Raw genomic sequence first — 19,758 nt, 5'->3', positions numbered from 1 at the left:
TCGTATTTGTAATGCTATTGCGCAAAGGCATCTGCATCTATTGCCAGCTTAGTCATTCATTCTAGCTTTCTGCTAGTGTGTATTATGCTAAGCAGCAGCCCCCATTCCTTTGCAGGCGTATAAAATGTTCAATCGCTGCCGTACCAATAGTAAAGCTTGATGCCTTACTAATACTTTAGGTTCATGAGCAAAATATGAGTCATATATCGCCACATTATACCCTATATCAACCAACATTATGAAGAATGTAAGATCGAGGGCATAACCGAATACCAATCTATCGGCTTCTGGCTTTATCAGTACGTCGAAAAAGAAGCACTACGCACTAATAACAATAAGAATAGCCGTCATTGTTTAGACAGTTTCATGTTGATTATAAATGATTTTTAATTTCACTGACCGAGAGGTCATTACATAGCAGAAATGTCTGCATTGCTTAGCCATCGAAAAATGAAGGCGAAACATAACAGAAAGCTAATGAAGAAAAAAGCGACAGGTATAAACCTGTCGCTCTATAAGGTTGCCATAATATGGCTAAATCCTGTCTAGTCTGCCCATAACCAGCTATAAAAATCTGGTTAGACAATAATCCGTTTGTTATTTGTGCTTTCCTTGCAAGACGTTGTTGTTCTTCATCATCCTGATGAATTTTCGTCTTCCTTGCGACAATCCATGTTAAAACAGTTCGTCCTGAACTGGCTATCCATTAAGCGCGTTATCATCCTGATAACCAATGTCACCATCCATGTGGGCACACAATCCTTTATGTACCTATTTTCTATTGTGTATCAATAGAAACCTTTTCCGTAAGTGTCAACCATGACAATCCTACGCATCTTGCGAATTACCCGGCTTCCTCGCCAGACATCCGATGTATCCTTCGAGCATCTTGCTCATGCCATCCTGGCGCTTCCCAATCCTTCGTCGTATTCCCTGTCGACAAGGCATACTTTACGCCCATTCAGGATTCATTCAACAAGGCAGCTCTTAGCATTTTTTTGTAATATTATTTCAATAGAACTAACTGCCTGATACTTTTGAAATAGTCATTCAAATCCACCTTCTTTATCATCTAGATGGGCTATCACGAATAGCGGATCTCGCACACGCCTCTCAGTGTTCTACGATTTAAGCACTAAAAATAGTGAATTTTCGTTACTAACTTGCAGTTTCTGCATATGTGGTCTACGTACTTAGCTTTAATAAAGAAGACATAAAGAAAAAGGCAGCCTAAGCTGCCTTTTCATTGACCAATACTGGAATACGAGTACTTAGTGTAAACCACCAACATATTGAGATAATGAGGTGATTTCATCATCTGATAGTTTTGCCGCTACTGATTGCATCATTGAGTTCATGTCGTTGTTACGCTGAGCAGAGCGGAACTTCTCTAACTGTAACTTAATGTACTCAGCATTTTGACCAGAGATTTTAGGGAATCCTGATAAGCTAGTACCGTTACCTCGAGGACCATGACAAGCAGTACATGAAGCAATACCGCGCTCAGCATCACCCACGTTATACAACTGCTTACCCACTTTAATTGAAGATTCTGGCGTAGCGTTTTCAGAGATAGGTAATGAAGAAAAATAAGCTGCAAGGTCAGACATATCTTCTTCAGACAATGCCATTACCATGCCTCCCATAACAGGATCATTACGTCCTTGTGTGCCACCAGTGGTCATCGCTAACTTAAATTCTTTAAGTTGTTTTTCAATATAACCAGGGTGTTGTCCTGCAATTTTAGGATATTGCGCCATAATGCTATTACCATCGGCGCCGTGGCAAGCTGCGCATGTTGCAGCTTTTGCTTTTCCAGCTTCTGCGTCTCCTTGAGCCCAGACTGAGCAACTGGCAAGAAGAGCCAATATAAGTGCTAATTTCTTCATGACATTCCGTTTATAATTATAGAGCTTCCAGTACCACAAGTAATGCTCAGTTACATGGTATACAATGCGACCACAAACCAAGCACGGTTTTGGTACATTTTACACAATTTTACATAAAAGTAATCAGTCGACTACATGAAGACTTGACGGAGTTAACAGTGAATCAACCTCTCAACTACAGAAACACCGGATTCATCACAAGTGCACCTGATATTCGCCACTTGCCACAAGACACAGGCGTTGAGATCGCATTTGCTGGCCGCTCCAATGCAGGTAAGTCAAGTGCACTTAACCGCATTACAGATCAAAAAGGTCTAGCGCGTACCTCTAAAACACCAGGTCGTACACAATTAATTAACATGTTCGAAGTGACTACGGGTTGTAACCTAATCGATTTACCAGGTTATGGTTTTGCTCAAGTACCACTAGAATTGAAGATTAAATGGCAGAAAGCGCTAGGTGAATACCTGCAAAAGCGTGAGTGCCTAAAAGGCTTGGTGGTATTGATGGATATCCGCCACCCAATGAAAGATCTCGACCAGCAAATGATTTTCTGGGCGATCGAAAGCCGCCTTCCAGTATTGGTGCTCTTAACGAAAGCCGACAAAATGAAAAGCGGCGCACGTAAAGCGCAATTACTAAAAGTACGTGAATCATCAAAGTCTTTTGGTGGTGATGTACAAATTGAGCTGTTTTCTTCATTGAAGGGAATTGGACTTGATCAAGTTCGTCGTAAACTAGATACATGGTTTGGACCAGAACTAGAGCGCCAACTAATGCTTGCCGCGGCTGAAAATGGCGAGACATACACTGGTGAAACGCTATCAGACAAAAGCGATGATTAATCGAGTAAATATTACTCGTTAATAGAGAACGACGTCTGTTTATGGCTCTAAGGAAGGGGCCATAAAAATTCCCCACCTTCTGGTGGGGCAACGGGAGAGAAATAGGAGTTTTTTTATATTTATCCAGAAAGCATCAATGATTTCCTAACTCAACGCAAGTTCTTTATCCACATTTTGTGCGTTTTTTCACCACTGATATAAACGTAATAACTGACACCAGTAACGTCCTTTCCCCGTACTCTCTCTTTTTATAGATTTCACTTAATCATTATTCTCAATGAGAATTAAGTTCTATTAATATCGCTTAAACATATTAATTTCGGAATTTAATTACAACACGAACAAACAGGCAAAAAAAAACCACCCTCAATGAAAAGGATGGTTATTTCATGAATGTGCAAGTTCATAGGCATAAAGCCCGTAAACAATAACAAATATGAACAAGAAGCTGTGCTCATTATACCTGCTCTAAATCTTTTTTAAAGTATTTACTCTAAATTGTGCGTACTACAAATTCTAAAAATAAAAGCAGCTTTTGCCCACTAATTTTAACGCTTTAATTTAAAAGATAATTTTAACAGTTAGTGTAAATAATAGCTCACTTTAGATCATTCGATTATTTTTAGTACAGCCGATGAATGTAAAAAAAGAAACAATAGTCAGAGAATAATAATATGGGGGTATTTGAAAATATGAGAAACAAGGTATGAGGGTTTATAGTAGCTTAGAAGAAAAAACGCCCTGGTCAATCGACCAGGGCGGCTGAATCAGCCAAATCCAATAACGTGAAACAAAAGGTCTGAAAGATAGAACATCTTACCTCTGTACCCTACGTCATTAACTGTATATCAATTGAGCAGATAAGAAAAGTGAAAACTGTAGTTTTTTTTCATAATTTGGTAACTAAATTTTAATAATGATTTTTAATAACGTCTAATTACTCATAAAAAAAAAAGTCAGCACTAGGCTGACTCTCATCGTTGTATCATGATTAAAAGGGATTAAAAACGCTAGTGCGCCTCATCCCAGTTGTTACCAGCTCCAGTATCTGCAATCAGAGGTACATCTAATTCAGCCGCTAGTTCCATTAAGCGACGTACATCAGCAGAGACCGCGTCCAACTCAGACTCTTGTACTTCAAAGACAAGTTCGTCATGTACTTGCATTAATAGACGAACACGCCCAGTTTCTTGCTGTTCAACCCACTCATCAACCAATACCATGGCACGTTTGATAATATCAGCCGCGGTTCCTTGCATCGGAGCATTGATTGCTGCACGTTCTGCCGCTTTACGTCGAATACCATTACGAGATTTAATATCAGGTAAATACAGACGTCGTCCAAACAAGGTTTCAACATATCCTTGCTCACTAGCATGAACTCGGGTGCTTTCCATATATTCCAACACGCCAGGGTAACGTTCAAAATACACATTCATATAGTCTTGTGCTTCATTACGGCCCATACCCAATTGCTTAGCAAGACCAAACGCACTCATGCCATAAATCAAACCAAAGTTAATCGCTTTAGCACGGCGACGTTGTTCAGTGGTGACTGATTCAATCGGTAAACCTAAGATCTCTGCTGCGGTTGCTGCGTGAATATCTTTACCTTCTTTAAAGGCTTCTAATAACGCTTTATCACCCGATAAATGCGCCATAATACGTAACTCGATTTGCGAGTAATCGACAGCAAGGATCTTATAGCCTGTAGGGGCAATAAATGCCTGACGAATACGACGCCCTTCAGCATTACGGACCGGAATATTCTGTAAGTTAGGATCGCTAGAAGATAAACGTCCCGTTACTGTTACCGCTTGATGGTATGAAGTATGTACTCGCCCAGTCGACGGGTTCACCATTTTAGGTAACTTATCAGTATAGGTGGATTTCAGCTTAGCCAAACCGCGGTATTCTAAAAGTATCTTCGGTAATGGGTAATCTAACGCCAGTTCTTGAAGTACTTCTTCATTGGTCGAAGGCGCACCAGACGGGGTCTTCTTCAAAATCGGTAGGCCCATCTTTTCAAATAGGATCGCTTGCAGCTGCTTCGGCGAACTTAAGTTAAACTCTTGTTCTGCAATCTCGTACGCTTTGGTTTCTAATTCATCAAGGCGCGCAGCGATTTCTGTCGATTGGGCACTTAATAGCATGCTATCGATTAATACACCAGTACGCTCAATACGAGATAGTACGGGCACCAGCGGCATTTCAATATCTTCAAAGACAGACTTTAGCTGCTCATCAGATTCAACTTTTTCGATCAATAAATTATGTAAGCGCAGCGTAATATCAGCATCTTCAGCGGCATAAGGCCCAGCAACATCTAAATCAATTTGATTAAACGTTAATTGCTTTTTACCTTTACCGGCAACTTCTTCAAAACTGATATTTTTATGTTCTAGGTAACGTAGTGCTAGGCTATCCATATCATGGCGGCCAACCACACTATTGAATACGTATGACTCAAGCATGGTGTCATATTTGATACCCTGCATATTAATGTCGTAACGTGCCAAGATGCTCATATCAAATTTTAGGTTTTGACCGACTTTATTTTGAGCTGGATCTTCAAGTAGCGGTTTTAGTTGAGCAAGTACCCAATCACGATCAAGCTGTTCAGGCGCATCAAGATAATCATGCGCAACGGGAACATAAGCCGCTTTCCCTTCTTCGACAGCAAATGATACACCGACTAAGTTAGCCGTCATGTAATCAAGGCCGTCAGTTTCTGTATCAAAAGCAACAACGTCTGCTGCAGTTAACGTATCGAGCCACGTTTTAAAGCTTACTTCATCGAGAATAGTTTCGTAACCGCTACGATCAATCGTCGGTGCGACCACTTTCTTTTCTACAGGCTCTGACGCTTTCTCGTCAGCCACGATTTTACCGTCGCTACCGTCTAGCATTTCAGATAACCAACGACGGAACTGTAATTTACCAAATAAACTGGTTAATTCATCAGTGTCAGGTTCAGTCTTCAACAGTTCATGCGGTGCACTGTCTAGCTCTACATCCAATTTGATGGTTGCAAGCTCATACGACATATAAGCCGCTTCTTTATTATCTGCCAGCTTTTTAGGCATCGTTTTAGAGCCACGAAAGCCAAGAGCAGGAATCGCGTCTAAATTGTCATAAATAGCATCAAGACCACCAACACCTGTTAACAATGCTTTTGCTGTTTTTTCTCCGACCCCCGGCACTCCAGGAATATTATCAACTTTATCCCCCATCAGGGCGAGATAATCGATAATCAACTCAGGGCCGATCCCAAATTTCTCTACGACCCCAGCAGGACCCATAACCACATCAGTCATGGTATTGATCAGCGTGACATTTTCATCAACCAGCTGTGCCATATCTTTATCACCAGTACTAATCAGTACTGGCATACCCGCTTTTGATGCCTGCGTTGCCAATGTTCCGATCACATCATCCGCTTCAACGCCTGAGATCGCGATCAGCGGTAAGCCCATTGCTTTGATCACAGCATGTAATGGCTCAATCTGACCTCGAAGATCATCAGGCATAGGCGGACGATTTGCCTTATATTCCGGATAAATATCATCTCGGAATGTCTTGCCTTTAGCATCGAAGATCACTGCAATATGTTCAGTCGAAAATTGACGTAATAAACTGCGTAGCATATTCACCACACCATATACTGCGCCTGTTGGTTCACCATCTGAATTAGTGAAATTAGGCGCGGCATGATAAGCGCGATAAAGATAAGACGATCCATCAATCAGGATGAGTGGATTTTCTGGGATAGTTGCCATAGAGATATTCTTATATCCGGGAGATGAAAGATTAAAAAGTGCCACATCGCACAGATTTTGGCATGCTCAACACTGAAAAATCAAAAACTGTGGTGTAAGACACTAGAATGCCATGAGAGACGACAAGTGTTAACTGATGTTTTCCACTTACACACCACAATCTGTGGATAACTTTGTTAGTATCTAATTTTACAAATCTGATCAATCTTTTTCAACAATCAAAACAACGCCACAAAGCCACGTAAAATCAACAAGTTAATCTCAACTGCAAAAAACGATCCCAGATCTTAAAATGATCATTAATTGTGGAAAAAGTTAACAGATCGCTCGAAAATAACCATATGCTAAAGTAAAAACAGTCTATTTTGTCTAGGAAGGAAGCCAAAATGAAGAAAATTGCAGTTATTTTAAGCGGCTCTGGCGTATTTGATGGCGCTGAAATACATGAAACCGTTTTAGCCTTGTTGGCAATTGAGCAAGAAGGGGCGAGTTGGCATTGTTTTGCCCCCAATATTGATCAATACCATGTGATTAACCACCTAACAGGTGAAGAAACAACAGAAACACGTAATGTGTTGATCGAAGCTGCCCGTATTGCTCGCGGTAACATTGAAGACCTCGTGAACCTAAAGCCTATTGAGTATGATGCGCTATTGATCCCTGGTGGCTTTGGAGCGGCAAAAAACTTGTCCAATTTTGCTATCAAAGGGGCTAAGTGCGAGATCAACCCTGATGTTAAAAAAGCTTGCCAAGCTTTTGCCCAAGAAGAAAAACCTGCGGCGTATTTATGTATCGCACCAACCATGATCCCTGCGATCTATGGGCCAGGAGCAAAAGGAACAATTGGAACCGATCCTGAAACCGCCAAAGCATTTAATGCGATGGGTGGTGAGCATATTGATTGCCCTGTGGATGATTTTGTATTAGATCAAAAGCGCCGTCTACTGACAACACCAGCTTACATGTTAGCGGGAAGTATTTCTGAGGCTGCAAGTGGGATCAATAAGCTGGTTAAGCATTTAGTACAGCTGGCTTAACGCCAGAAAAGAAAAAGCGACGCTACCTTTTCTCTTAAAGTTAAGAAAACCTGATAATCAGGAGGTAGTCGCCGCTCAGCAGAAGTGTTGCATGTTTTTAGCCCTACACTAAAAACACTCAACCGTCGCCGAAGTACACTGGAAGCAATGTGAGCAATGTCGTGCCTTCAACTAAGAGGTTATTTGTTTCCCCTCTCACCTGAGAGCCTGCTAATAATAACCATTCTCACTTGAGTTGCAAGCACTTATTGAGAATTATTTTCATTTAGACTATTTTTTATTAGTTAGCAACTTTGAAAAATAGATTCGGTAATCAGCAACCCTGCCTTTTTTTTCAATATTTTCAATTGTGTAGGCATTTTTCAGAAGTAACATCAGCATAGACGGAAAGCAATTTCGCGATTTAACTTTAATTTCCTGATAACCCTGCTCAATCGCCCATGTTTCTTGTGCATCTAACAAGGCTTGAGCAATCCCCATTCGACGACCAGCAGGGGCAACCCCACCCAACCAGCTATAGAAGGTAGAATCAGAGAAGCGGTAACCAATTTTCACTCCAACCAAACGACCTTCATGCTCTGCAACGAGTATTAAGCTTGCATGCCCAGCAAGACGCTGCATCAAACTGTCTTTTGTTTCAGGGTGGTCAAACTCACTGATCTGATTCAACACTATTATGGCTTCTGCCAATGAGGCTTGTCGTACTTGCATTGAATTCATTTCCTTGCTCAGAAAAATGGTATAAAAAAAGCCGACTCAAAGTCGGCTTTTATATTCTATATTATCGGTTAGTGTGTTTTAAGCTTTGGATTCGCTAATCTACTATCCGTTACATTAACCGTTGTTAGACGTTTAATTAAATAGTTCAGCAATACGCCATAAACAGGTACAAATAACCCAAGGCTAATAATCAGCTTAAAGGTGTAATCCACCAGCGCAATTTCAGTCCAGTTAGCAGCCATAAATGCATCTGGGCTGTTATAAAATGCAATAGCAAAAAACGCCAATGTATCTAATGCATTACCAAAAATAGTGGAACACGTTGGTGCTATCCACCATTGCTTCATTTGACGTAAGCGATTAAAAACAGAAACATCCAAAATCTGCCCAAGCAAATACGCCATAAAACTCGCAATCGCGATACGTGCAACAAATAGATTAAATTCACCTAGATGTGCCACCCCTTGATATTCGCCTTGATAAAACAACACCGATAGCACATAAGAAACCGCCAAAGAGGGTGCCATTACCCGAAAGATAATTTTCCGTGCCATAGGGGCACCAAAAACACGAACAGTCAGATCCGTCGCAAGAAAAATAAAGGGAAAAGTAAACGCTCCCCAAGTGGTATGAAAGCCAAAAATAGTAAACGGTAACTGCACCAGATAATTGCTCGACGCAATGATCACAAGGTGAAATAGCACCAGAAAAGAAAGGGCTTTACGTTGTTGTGGCAGGGTAAACGATGGTACTGAAGATAATTGAGATATAGTCATAGTAGACCTTTTTGTCATTGGGGGAGAGGGAACCCAAAATTTCACTGTCAGCAGGTTCTCATACCATGCAGCAGTGACCGAAGGCGGCGATTATACATTAACCAATATTCTTGCCTACCCTCGAAGTATTGAATTACACCAAGCAATCGTTTGCCTGTGTTATTCGTATTACTTTACCGATTTTAGTGGATAAATTAGCACAGCTGCCCTGATTGACGCGGTAAGAGTGTTGCTATAAATGCTAAGGCCTCATTGTCTGCCGATGACAATGCTTCGATCCACAGTGCGCTGGCGTAATGCTCTCCTTTTAACAATAGACGACTACCTTCAAAATCAATGATCCACACGTGTAAATCCGCATTCAGCTCTTTCTCTATCACTCGTGCATCAATACACACCAGTAATTGCTCTGCGATGTCAGAGAAAGAATCAAAATCGAAATCAGGACCAGAAAGTAAAAGGTGACCATGGGCTAAATCTAGCTCACGTACCGCAAAGAGGTGTTCTGATAAGGGCGTTGAATCCGTCATAATTATTCCTTTAACTTCATTTTGAGGTAACTTGGGTATATATATACGCAGAGAGTAAGTTTCCTGTAACCAACTGTGTCTTTGCGTATCAAACCATAATCAGGCTATAGCTACCGATGTAGATTCATGGTTTTATAGGTGTGTTGCCTAACACTGCTGAAGAACGCGTCCCGTCGATTTTCAGTGATCTGGCAACAGGTGAAAATATATATTCTCACCAAATACGCAAGCTGTTTTGTAGCGAACAATACATAAACCATTTATGTTTTTTGAACGCATTTTTACCGGACTCGGATAGTCCGGTATTTTTTTATCTGTTATTAGGACGTGTTTATCGCTCACTGATCCCAGCCATCAAATGCTCTTCAATCACCCCTAAAAAAACACTGCCGTATTTTTCTAACTTGCGATGCCCAACGCCATTAATCGCTAACATTTCACCTTGAGATGTTGGTAAAATTTCAGCCATTTCCATTAAGCTTGCATCATTGAACACGACATAAGGTGGTAAATCTTCTTCATCGGCAATGGCTTTACGTAACTTACGTAATTTAGCAAACAGCTTCTTATCATAGTGACGATTTGCCATCTTATCGCTTTTCGCACTACGAGCTGCCACATCAAGCCGAGGAACCGCAAGCTCTAGCTCAATTTCAGCACGTAATACTGAGCGCGCTTTTTCGGTTAATTGTAGGGTTGAACTGCGCAAAATATTCTGGGTTAAAAATCCACGGTGGATCAGCTGACGTAAAATACTTACCCAATATTCATGGCTATGTTCACGTCCAATCCCATACGTTGTGAGCTTGTCGTGCCCATGTTCGCGTATCCGTTGGTTTTGCATACCACGCAGCACCTCCACTACGTAACCCACACCAAAGCTTTGATTAACACGGTATACGCACGACAAAGCTTTCTGTGCCACTTCAATCGCATTAAAACGCTTAGGCGGGTCTAAACAAATGTCACAGTTACCGCATGGTTCTTCACGGTATTCGCCAAAGTAATTCAGCAAAACCTGACGGCGGCATGTTTGCGCTTCGGCAAATGCCCCCATTGCATTTAACTTATGACTCTCAACTTGCTTTTGTGCTCCGTCTTCTTTTTCATCAAGGCAGCGACGTAACCAAGCTAAGTCTGATGGGTCATAAAACATAACTGCTTCTGCAGGTAAACCATCACGACCCGCCCGCCCAGTTTCTTGATAATACGACTCGATATTGCGCGGAATATCGTAGTGCACAACAAAGCGAACGTTAGGTTTATTGATCCCCATGCCAAAGGCCACGGTGGCAACCACAATATGAATATCATCACGCTGAAAACTTTCTTGTACTCGCCCTCGTTCATCATGATCGAGCCCTGCGTGATATGCCGCTGCTCGTACTCCACTATCACGCAATTTTTCCGCTATTTGCTCTACTCGTTTGCGACTATTGCAATACACGATCCCGCATTGACCACGTACCCCGGTTAAATAACGGGTGAGCTGAGTCATCGGTTTATGCTTTTCAAGTAAGGTATAACGGATATTAGGACGATCAAAACTACCGAGATAGTCATGAGGATTGGTAAGACCAAGACGACTGGTAATATCGTTACGGGTGGTATCATCGGCAGTTGCCGTCAATGCCATGATCGGCAAGTTTTCAAAGTGTTGTTTCAAAGTGCCTAATGCAGCATATTCAGGACGGAAATCATGCCCCCATTGAGAAACGCAGTGCGCTTCATCAACGGCTACCATGCTTAACGGGATTTCATACAATCGCTCGATAAAATCACGCATCAACACCCGTTCAGGCGATACGTATACTAACTTCAAATCCCCCTCTCGCATTGCCAAGAAAGTCTCCATCACTTCTTCACGCGACATGGTTGAGTTGATATACGCCGCTGCCACCCCATTGGCATTCAGCTGATCGACTTGATCTTTCATTAATGAGATGAGCGGTGAAATAACCACGGTAATACCGGGCATAATTAATGCGGGGATCTGGTAACACAATGACTTACCGCCACCCGTAGGCATAATGACCAAGCAATCTTGGCCTTCTATAACGGCTTCTATGACTTCTTGCTGACCAATACGGAAAGATTGATAGCCAAACACATCCTGTAAGATTTTCTCACTTGGCGCTAAGGGCGTTGGCTCACAAACCGCGGTACTGCTGGAAGACATAGACCTACTCTTAAAATGTTGGGGGCGGGCTATTCTATACTAAATGGGCTTATTAAGTGAACGACTCAACACGCTGTCAGTCGCAGAAGGCACGACGAAAAGAAATACGAAACAGAGTAAGAAGATGAACGGTTAAGCTTGCGATACATTGTTTATCATTTAATCTATTGATAAAGATGTAGCCATTTCAAAGAATCTCGATTTATACTGCTTCCGCATACTTTTTGAGAAAACCTCATTGATTTTATAAAATAACCATTTGGATTCCCATGGAAGAACAAGCCCAAAAAACACAACGCGGGGTTATTCTTGCCCTCGCTGCTTATACGATGTGGGGCATTGCTCCTATCTACTTTAAAGCATTGCAGAATGTTAGCCCGTTAGAAATTCTAAGCCATCGTGTTATTTGGTCGTTCTTCTTTTTAGCGGCATTAATTTTTGTCAGTAAGGGTTGGGGGAAAATCCGCGCGGTGATCGCCAAACCAAAAATGATGCTAATGCTAACGGTAACCGCGCTATTGGTGGGAACTAACTGGATGATTTTCATTTGGGCGGTGAATAACAATTACATGTTGGATGCCAGCCTAGGGTATTTTATTAACCCCTTATTCAATGTCATTCTCGGCATGGTTTTTCTTGGTGAACGACTACGGGCCTTACAATGGGTCGCGGTGGCATTAGCCGCATGTGGTGTCGCGGCACAGTTAATCCAATTTGGCTCATTACCTTGGATTGCGTTGGCATTAGCTGGTAGCTTCGGTTGCTATGGCTTGTTACGTAAGAAAATTAACTTGGATGCTCAAACAGGGTTATTCCTCGAAACCTGTGTACTGCTACCGCTGGCAATCATTTATATTTTCTTTATTACCGATAGCCCAACCGCCAACCTTGCTGACAACCCATTGCAACTTAATCTACTGCTTGTTGCAGCGGGTATTGTAACGACATTGCCTTTGCTGTGCTTTACCGGGGCAGCCACCAAGCTCAAGTTATCTACACTGGGTTTCTTTCAGTATATCGGACCGAGCTTAATGTTCTTATTGGCAGTATTGGTATATGGCGAACCCTTCACTGTCGATAACGGTATGACGTTTATCTTCATCTGGTCAGCCCTGATTTTATTCAGTTTGGACGGAATCAAACGCCATCGCGATAGTAAAAAAGTGGCACCTTCCATCTAATCTGTTTAATTCGTTATGCAGCTTGTGAATTTTTTACAAGCTGCATACCCTTCATTTATGGTGTACTTATAATAGAAAAGCACGATCTTCCGATCCTTACTGGGCAAGCACATGAATAAAGTCAGTCATCGTAAAAGCAATATTGATGACATCAACTTGATTGATGCCCATTACCAAAGCTTTTCTTTCAAACGCCATTACCACCTCGATTACCATTTGGGTTTAATCACCCAAGGGCAGCAGCAGTATTTCTTCAATGGCGCTAAACATGTCGCAGGACCGGGTCAAATGGTGATCATGCCCCCCGATGAAATCCACGATGGACAGCCCAAAGAAAGCGCTGGCTACCGCGTTAAAGTTTTTAGCATTAGCCCTGATTGGTTAACTCAACAGGCTGAAGCCGTATCGGGCAAAGATCTCTTTTGTTTCCCACAACATAAAATTGCCGATCATCAGTTTTTTCAGCAACTAACCCAATTACATACCCAGTTAGATAATCCTTTGGCGTCTCAATTAGCCAAAGATAGCTTGCCGATCGAATACTTTTCTTATCTATTAACCCACTATGGAAAAGTAACAGAACACACAGTCACGAAACTGGGTACCAAAAATTTACGTCAGTTACGCGATTATTTCATGGCGCATCTTGATCAAAAAATCAGCCTGAATGACTTGGCAACACTGTGTGATCTCAGCCCATCGCAACTGTTACGTCAATTCAAGAAAACCACTGGTATTACACCTTATGCTTGGTTAGCTCGCTTACGCTTAGAACACGCGATGGCTTTGCTGCGGGCTGGCTTTAACAGTACAGAAGTGGCTTATCATGTCGGTTTTTATGATCAGGCGCACTTTACCAATACCTTCAAACAAACGTTCGGTATTGCACCCTCACACATCAAATAACTATATCCAATTTATAGCCATTACTATTCTTCTTTTCCGCTGTACTGTCTTTTCGCTGTCACTTTTTTACAAGCGCATTCAAACACGCCCCGTCATACTACGAAACTGACCGATCCAATCGAATAAAAACGGCGAACTACCATGAACGAAGTCACCACATTACTGACCTTAGTCACTGTCCACATTATCGCGTTAATGAGCCCAGGGCCTGATTTTGCCTTAGTGGTACAAAATGCCGGACGTTACGGGCGTCAAACGGGCATTGCGATCGCATTGGGTTTGTCTCTGGGCATTTTACTGCATTCAATTTTAAGCCTGACAGGTGCTAGCTTATTGATCCACCAGCAACCCACCCTATTTGCCTTACTGCAAGCCGCTGGCGGTTCATACTTACTGTGGTTGGGAGTTGGTGCTGTTAGAAGCGTACTAATGCCCATTTTTCGTCCCACAGCGCACACTGAAACAGTTACAGCCCCACAGAGCATTATTTCAAATCGTAAACAAGCACTCGTTAAAGGGTTTACAACCAATATATTAAACCCTAAAGCGTTAGTATTTTTCATCAGCCTACTCTCGACCATAGTGCCGGTTGATATGTCGATATCCGGAAAAATAACCGCAATTGCGATTTTATGGATCACATCATTTCTATGGTTCGCCATGCTGGCGTGGTTACTAACAGGGAAACGTCTACAACAAAAAATTCAGCAATGGACACCTTATATCGACGGTATTTGTGGCGTACTGTTTGTGACTATCGGCAGTATGATTTTGTTGAATATCATAGTTACATTGTAAAAATATAATAGTTACGCTGTAAAAACACCTTGGTAATTAAGCACGAAAATTATTGAGAATGAGCACAAAAAAGTGCTCAACAATTAGACACTAGCGCTTTGCACTGTCACTCTCTACGCTACGAAGTTCATTGACCGGACTTCTATCAAGAGAGACGACATAAGGAGCTCATATGCAGTGGAAAGCATCTTGCCTAGCGTTGTTAATAACCGCTAGCCTCACCGTCACACCCGCGATCGCCAAACAAAGCGCAGACAATATTGCCCCCGAAGCCGCGACAGGGTTAAAAACGCAAACCTTGGTGCAAGGGTCTGACTGGATGATTGCGTCTGCGAATCCTTATGCCAGTGAAGCCGGAGCTGCAATGCTACGCCAAGGGGGCAATGCCATTGATGCCATGGTCGCTACCCAGTTAGTGTTGGGATTGGTTGAACCACAGTCATCAGGAATTGGTGGTGGTGCATTTTTAATGTATTGGGATGCAAAAAAAGAGGCTTTAACATCATTTGATGGTCGAGAAACTGCACCTTATGGCGTTACACCGCGGTTATTTCAGGATGATAAAGGCGAACCACTACAGTTCTTTGACGCCGTTGTCGGTGGGCGTTCAGTGGGTACACCAGGTACTGTTAAATTACTGCAGCATACCCACCAGCGTTTAGGTAAATTACCGTGGAAAACCCTCTTTGAACCCGCTATAAATCTGGCTAAAAAAGGTTTTGTTGTTAGCCCACGCTTAGCTAAATTAGTGGCCAACGATAAAGACTATCTACAACGTTCAGCTGAAGCTAAAGCTTACTTCTTTAATCAAGATGGCTCACCAATCAAAGCAGGACAAAACCTTAAAAATCCCGCTTATGCCGATACATTAATGTTAATCGCCGACCAAGGTGCCAGTGCGTTTTACCACGGTAAGATTGCTAACGATATTGTTAAAACCGTACGTGGTGCAAAAGCTAACCCCGGTGTATTAAACACGATGGATTTAGCTACCTACCAAGTCAAAGAGCGTGAACCCGTCTGCGCGCCTTATCGTCAATATTCGATATGTGGCATGGGGCCACCCAGCTCAGGGGCATTAACCTTAGGGCAAATAATGGGCATGCTAAGCCATTATCCCATCGCTAAAATGGGCCCAGAAAACATTCAAAGTTGGCGCTTACTCGGTGACGCTTCTCGTTTAGCCTTTGCCGATCGTGGTAAATACATGGCAGACAGCGATTATGTGCCTATGCCTACCGAGGGCTTATTAGCCGCTGATTATATCGAACAACGCGCAACGTTACTGAAAGGGGATACCGCTCTAACAACGACGGCGGCAGGTAAGCCTCCTTGGTCACATGCAATGAATTACGCGTTAGATGAAGCGATTGAGTTACCGTCTACCAGCCATTTTTCTATTGTCGATAAAGACCGCAACATGGTATCGATCACCACCACCATTGAAAATGGCTTTGGCTCGCGCTTAATGGTACGTGGATTCTTACTCAATAATGAATTAACGGATTTCTCATTCCGTAGCCATGCCGATGGTGTGCCGATTGCCAATCGTATTGAGCCTGGAAAACGTCCACGCTCATCCATGGCTCCGACCATAGTGATGAAAGAAGGTGAACCGTATATGGCAGTAGGCTCACCCGGTGGTAGCCAAATCATTGGCTATGTTGCCAAGACTTTAGTGGCACACCTTGACTGGGGACTAAACCTTCAGCAAGCCATCAACTTACCTAATATGAATAACCGCTTTGGCGCATTTGAATTAGAACAAGGCACGACCGCCGAACAATGGGCACCGAAACTGGAACAGCTCGGCTTTAAGGTGAAAGTGAAAGAGTTGAATTCTGGTGTTCAGGCGATTCGTGTTGACGGCAAATCGCTCATAGGTGCGGCTGATCCACGTCGCGAAGGTAAGGTTATTGCTCAGTAAGCGCCTTGGTTAATCAGTAAGATCCTTAGCTAATAAAGCACAGACCTAAAACAAAAAGCCCGCCTTATCAGTTCTTATGACAAGAAACTGGCAAGGCGGGCTTTTTATTTTTTATGTCGGTCAGTATTACATCGGATCGAGCTTAGCGTATTGAGTCACTAGCCACTTAATACCTTCACCATTGAAAGCGACTTGAACACGACTTTGCGCACCACTGCCTTCAAAGTTAATGATGGTTCCTTCACCAAATTTAGGATGCTTAACACGCTGCCCTAAATTAAAACCGGTTTGATTAAAGTTATCATTCACTTGAGTTTGGCTAAAGCGCCCACTGCTTGCGGGACGAGAGACTTGCGCCTTCATCCGTACTTCTTCCACAAATTCCGTTGGAATCTCACGAATAAAGCGTGATGGCTTATGGAAGTTATCTTTACCGTATAAACGGCGCATTTCAGCATAAGTAATGTACAACTTCTTCATTGCACGGGTCATACCGACGTAACACAAGCGACGTTCTTCTTCTAAGCGTCCGACTTCTTCCGTGGTGCGTGAACTAGGGAACATACCCTCTTCAACCCCCACCATGAAGACAATAGGGAACTCTAGCCCTTTTGCACTGTGCATGGTCATTAGCTGCACCGCGTCTTCAAAGTCATCGGCCTGACCTTCGCCAGCTTCTAGTGCAGCATGAGACAGAAACGCTGCTAATGGCGTCATCTCTTCCGCTTCTTCTGGCACCACAAATTGACGGGTTGCCGTGACTAATTCTTCCAAGTTTTCGATACGAGCTTGGGCTTTTTCGCCTTTTTCTTGCTCGTACATTGCTCGTAAACCTGAATTACGGATCACATCATCCGTTTGCTGGAACAAAGGCAAGTCTCGCGTATCGTCTTCCAGAGCATTAACCAACTCAATAAAACGACGTAACGAGTTCGCGGCACGACCTGCCAACACTTGCTCTTCAAGCAGTAATACACTAGCTTGCCACATAGTGACACTGCGATCACGGGCAGCTAAACGAATGGTTTCTAAGGTACGATCGCCCAAGCCACGCGTAGGGGTATTCACCACTCGCTCAAAAGAGGCATCATCATTTCGGTTGGCCATCAAGCGTAGATACGCCAATGAATCTTTCACTTCCTGACGTTCGAAGAAACGCATACCACCATAAATTCGGTACGGTAAACCCGCTTGAATTAGGGCTTCTTCCAGTACACGAGATTGCGCATTGCTACGGTATAAAAAGGCAGTATCGTTCAGCGAACCGCCTTTTTCATTACGCCATTCTTTGATTTTACCCACCGCAAAACGGGCTTCATCCAATTCATTAAAAGCAGAATACAATGAGATCAACTCACCGTCTTCACCATCCGTCCATAACTTCTTGCCCATACGCTCATTGTTATTGGCAATTAATTCGTTGGCAGCATTTAGAATGTTGCCGGTAGAACGGTAGTTTTGTTCAAGAAAAATAGACGATGCATTGGTAAAATCACGCAAGAAGCGTTGAATATTTTCAACCTGAGCACCACGCCAGCCATAGATAGACTGATCATCATCACCCACGATCATCACATTACAATTTACACCCGCCATTAAGCGCAGCCATGCAAATTGGATGTTGTTGGTATCTTGAAATTCGTCAACCAAGATGTGCTTGAAACGCGCTTGGTAATGCTCACGAATATGTTTATTGTCACGAACCAACTCAAAAGCGCGTAACAACAATTCAGCAAAATCGACTAACCCAGCGCGATCACACGCCTCTTGGTATGCGGTATAAATACGCAACCATGTTTTTTCAACCGGATCGTTAAAAGCATCGATATTGGCAGGGCGCAAACCTTCGTCTTTTTTACCGTTGATGTACCACGCAGCTTGACGTGCTGGCCAGTGTTTCTCATCAAGATTTTGCGCTTTAATCAAACGGCGTAACAAACGCATTTGATCATCAGAATCAAGAATATTGAAATCATCAGGTAAACGCGCATCAAGATAATGCGCACGTAGCATGCGATGGCATAAACCGTGGAACGTACCATTCCACATACCCGCCGATGAGCCTTGCATTAACTCATTAATTCGACCACGCATTTCAGCAGCCGCTTTATTGGTAAACGTCACAGACATGACCGAGTACGACGACGCTTGTTCTATCTGCATTAACCACGCAATACGATGAACTAGCACTCGGGTTTTACCACTGCCCGCTCCCGCTAGTACAAGGTGGTTTCCTAACGGTGCTGCCACCGCTTCTCTTTGTTTGTCATTGAGCCCATCTAACAGGAGTGAAACGTCCATCGCTATCTACTGGTTATTTATACAATGGTGAGGATTATACCAGCTCATTTTCAGAATGCTTTGATAACTTTTGATTGCACAAGACCTTGCCTATTAATTTTTGTTCTATGCTTTTTCTTAGCGGAATTGTTAATGAATCTTTAAAAAAGATAAAAAAAGGTGAAATTAATTCTGTGTTTACCCTTTCTTATATTTCGAGAGCGCTTAAAGCGCCATTGCAAAGTAAGTTAAATCAAAGGAAACGTTGCAACTTACAGCAACAGCCAACGTATTAAAGAGGATTTATTATGAAAAAGACAAACATTGCCCTAGCCACTGCTGTTTCAGGTCTTATTGCTCTAGCCGGAACAGTCGCTTCAACATCTGCGGTTGCAGCTGATGAAAAAGAAAAGTGCTACGGCGTTGCTGAAGCAGGTAAAAATGACTGTGCAACGAAAACAGGATCTTGTGCTGGCACAGCAAAAGTTGATGGTCAGAAAGATGCTTTCATCATGGTTCCCAAAGGTCTATGTGACCGTTTAGCGGGTGGTTCTGCCGAATCAGCATAATCTTTTAACTGACTAAATATCTTGCTGTGCAATTGCGCAGCAATACGTGAATTTTGAGGAACCATCATGAAAAAAACCAATATTGCTTTAGCGACTGCTGTCTCAGGTCTTATTGCCCTTGCGGGTACAGTGGCTTCAACATCTGCCGTTGCAGCTGATGAAAAAGAAAAGTGCTACGGCGTAGCTAAAGCAGGTAAAAATGACTGCGCAACGAAAACAGGATCTTGTGCTGGTACATCAAAAACTGATGGTCAAAAAGATGCATTCATGATGGTACCTAAAGGATTATGCGACCGCCTAGCGGGTGGTTCTACAGAGGGCTAAGTAATTGAGCGTATTGTC

16 protein-coding genes are annotated in these 19,758 nt (G+C 42.7%); 8 read left to right on the top strand and 8 right to left on the bottom strand.

From position 1 onward, the window contains the following. Positions 1–1,271: 1,271 nt before the first annotated feature. Complete coding sequence (locus tag C9J12_RS18555; RefSeq protein ID WP_107244064.1) at positions 1,272–1,889, bottom strand: c-type cytochrome; 618 nt, start codon at positions 1,887–1,889, stop codon at positions 1,272–1,274. A 158-nt stretch (positions 1,890–2,047) separates the two neighbouring features. Between C9J12_RS18555 and yihA the strand changes: the two genes are divergently transcribed. Next, the gene (yihA, locus tag C9J12_RS18550) at positions 2,048–2,734 is read left to right on the top strand and encodes a ribosome biogenesis GTP-binding protein YihA/YsxC (protein WP_107244063.1); all 687 of its coding nucleotides are present in this window, start codon (positions 2,048–2,050) and stop codon (positions 2,732–2,734) included. A 767-nt stretch (positions 2,735–3,501) separates the two neighbouring features. Here yihA and C9J12_RS31725 read toward each other — a convergent pair. Then, positions 3,502–3,549, bottom strand: coding sequence for a hypothetical protein (locus C9J12_RS31725; RefSeq protein ID WP_438616993.1), 48 nt, complete (start codon positions 3,547–3,549; stop codon positions 3,502–3,504). Between the two features lie 195 nt (positions 3,550–3,744). Continuing rightward, positions 3,745–6,513, bottom strand: coding sequence for a DNA polymerase I (gene polA, locus C9J12_RS18545; protein ID WP_107244062.1), 2,769 nt, complete (start codon positions 6,511–6,513; stop codon positions 3,745–3,747). A gap of 386 nt (positions 6,514–6,899) precedes the next feature. Between polA and elbB the strand changes: the two genes are divergently transcribed. Then, on the top strand, positions 6,900–7,550 hold the full coding sequence (gene elbB, locus C9J12_RS18540) for an isoprenoid biosynthesis glyoxalase ElbB (RefSeq protein WP_011220016.1): 651 nt from the start codon (positions 6,900–6,902) through the stop codon (positions 7,548–7,550). A 270-nt stretch (positions 7,551–7,820) separates the two neighbouring features. Here the strand turns inward: elbB and C9J12_RS18535 are convergent, their stop codons facing one another. The 4 genes from C9J12_RS18535 to recQ form a co-directional block, all read right to left on the bottom strand. Then, the gene (locus tag C9J12_RS18535; protein ID WP_107244061.1) at positions 7,821–8,261 is read right to left on the bottom strand and encodes a GNAT family N-acetyltransferase; all 441 of its coding nucleotides are present in this window, start codon (positions 8,259–8,261) and stop codon (positions 7,821–7,823) included. 77 nt (positions 8,262–8,338) lie between these two features. After that, positions 8,339–9,046 (bottom strand): 7-cyano-7-deazaguanine/7-aminomethyl-7-deazaguanine transporter, encoded by a 708-nt coding sequence (locus tag C9J12_RS18530; protein WP_107244060.1) that lies wholly within the window; start codon positions 9,044–9,046, stop codon positions 8,339–8,341. Between the two features lie 194 nt (positions 9,047–9,240). Continuing rightward, a complete protein-coding gene (locus C9J12_RS18525) occupies positions 9,241–9,576 on the bottom strand; it encodes a DUF3630 family protein (RefSeq protein WP_107244059.1) in 336 nt (111 codons plus the stop codon). 331 nt (positions 9,577–9,907) lie between these two features. Further along, entirely contained in the window at positions 9,908–11,755 is a 1,848-nt protein-coding gene (gene recQ, locus C9J12_RS18520) for an ATP-dependent DNA helicase RecQ (protein ID WP_107244058.1), read from the bottom strand. Between the two features lie 269 nt (positions 11,756–12,024). Between recQ and rarD the strand changes: the two genes are divergently transcribed. The 4 genes from rarD (at position 12,025) to ggt (ending at position 16,567) form a co-directional block, all read left to right on the top strand. Continuing rightward, positions 12,025–12,936: an EamA family transporter RarD gene (gene rarD, locus C9J12_RS18515; protein WP_107244057.1), complete on the top strand. Its 912-nt coding sequence runs from the start codon at positions 12,025–12,027 to the stop codon at positions 12,934–12,936. Positions 12,937–13,047: 111 nt separating this feature from the next. Further along, positions 13,048–13,842 (top strand): AraC family transcriptional regulator, encoded by a 795-nt coding sequence (locus tag C9J12_RS18510; RefSeq protein ID WP_107244056.1) that lies wholly within the window; start codon positions 13,048–13,050, stop codon positions 13,840–13,842. A 141-nt stretch (positions 13,843–13,983) separates the two neighbouring features. After that, positions 13,984–14,640 (top strand): LysE family transporter, encoded by a 657-nt coding sequence (locus C9J12_RS18505; protein WP_107244055.1) that lies wholly within the window; start codon positions 13,984–13,986, stop codon positions 14,638–14,640. Positions 14,641–14,812: 172 nt separating this feature from the next. Continuing rightward, a complete protein-coding gene (gene ggt / locus C9J12_RS18500; RefSeq protein WP_107244054.1) occupies positions 14,813–16,567 on the top strand; it encodes a gamma-glutamyltransferase in 1,755 nt (584 codons plus the stop codon). A 126-nt stretch (positions 16,568–16,693) separates the two neighbouring features. On the opposite strand, the gene uvrD is transcribed toward ggt, so the two are convergent. Then, the gene (gene uvrD, locus C9J12_RS18495; RefSeq protein ID WP_107244053.1) at positions 16,694–18,868 is read right to left on the bottom strand and encodes a DNA helicase II; all 2,175 of its coding nucleotides are present in this window, start codon (positions 18,866–18,868) and stop codon (positions 16,694–16,696) included. A gap of 287 nt (positions 18,869–19,155) precedes the next feature. On the opposite strand from uvrD, the gene C9J12_RS18490 reads away from it, so the two are divergent. Next, a complete protein-coding gene (locus tag C9J12_RS18490; RefSeq protein WP_107244052.1) occupies positions 19,156–19,416 on the top strand; it encodes a BufA1 family periplasmic bufferin-type metallophore in 261 nt (86 codons plus the stop codon). 66 nt (positions 19,417–19,482) lie between these two features. Further along, entirely contained in the window at positions 19,483–19,740 is a 258-nt protein-coding gene (locus C9J12_RS18485) for a BufA1 family periplasmic bufferin-type metallophore (protein ID WP_107244051.1), read from the top strand. Positions 19,741–19,758 lie beyond the last annotated feature (18 nt).

This window comes from Photobacterium frigidiphilum (assembly GCF_003025615.1).
Taxonomy (GTDB): Bacteria; Pseudomonadota; Gammaproteobacteria; order Enterobacterales; family Vibrionaceae; genus Photobacterium; species Photobacterium frigidiphilum.
Note: the sequence above shows the minus strand (reverse complement) of the source record. Positions and strands in the feature narration are given on the sequence as shown.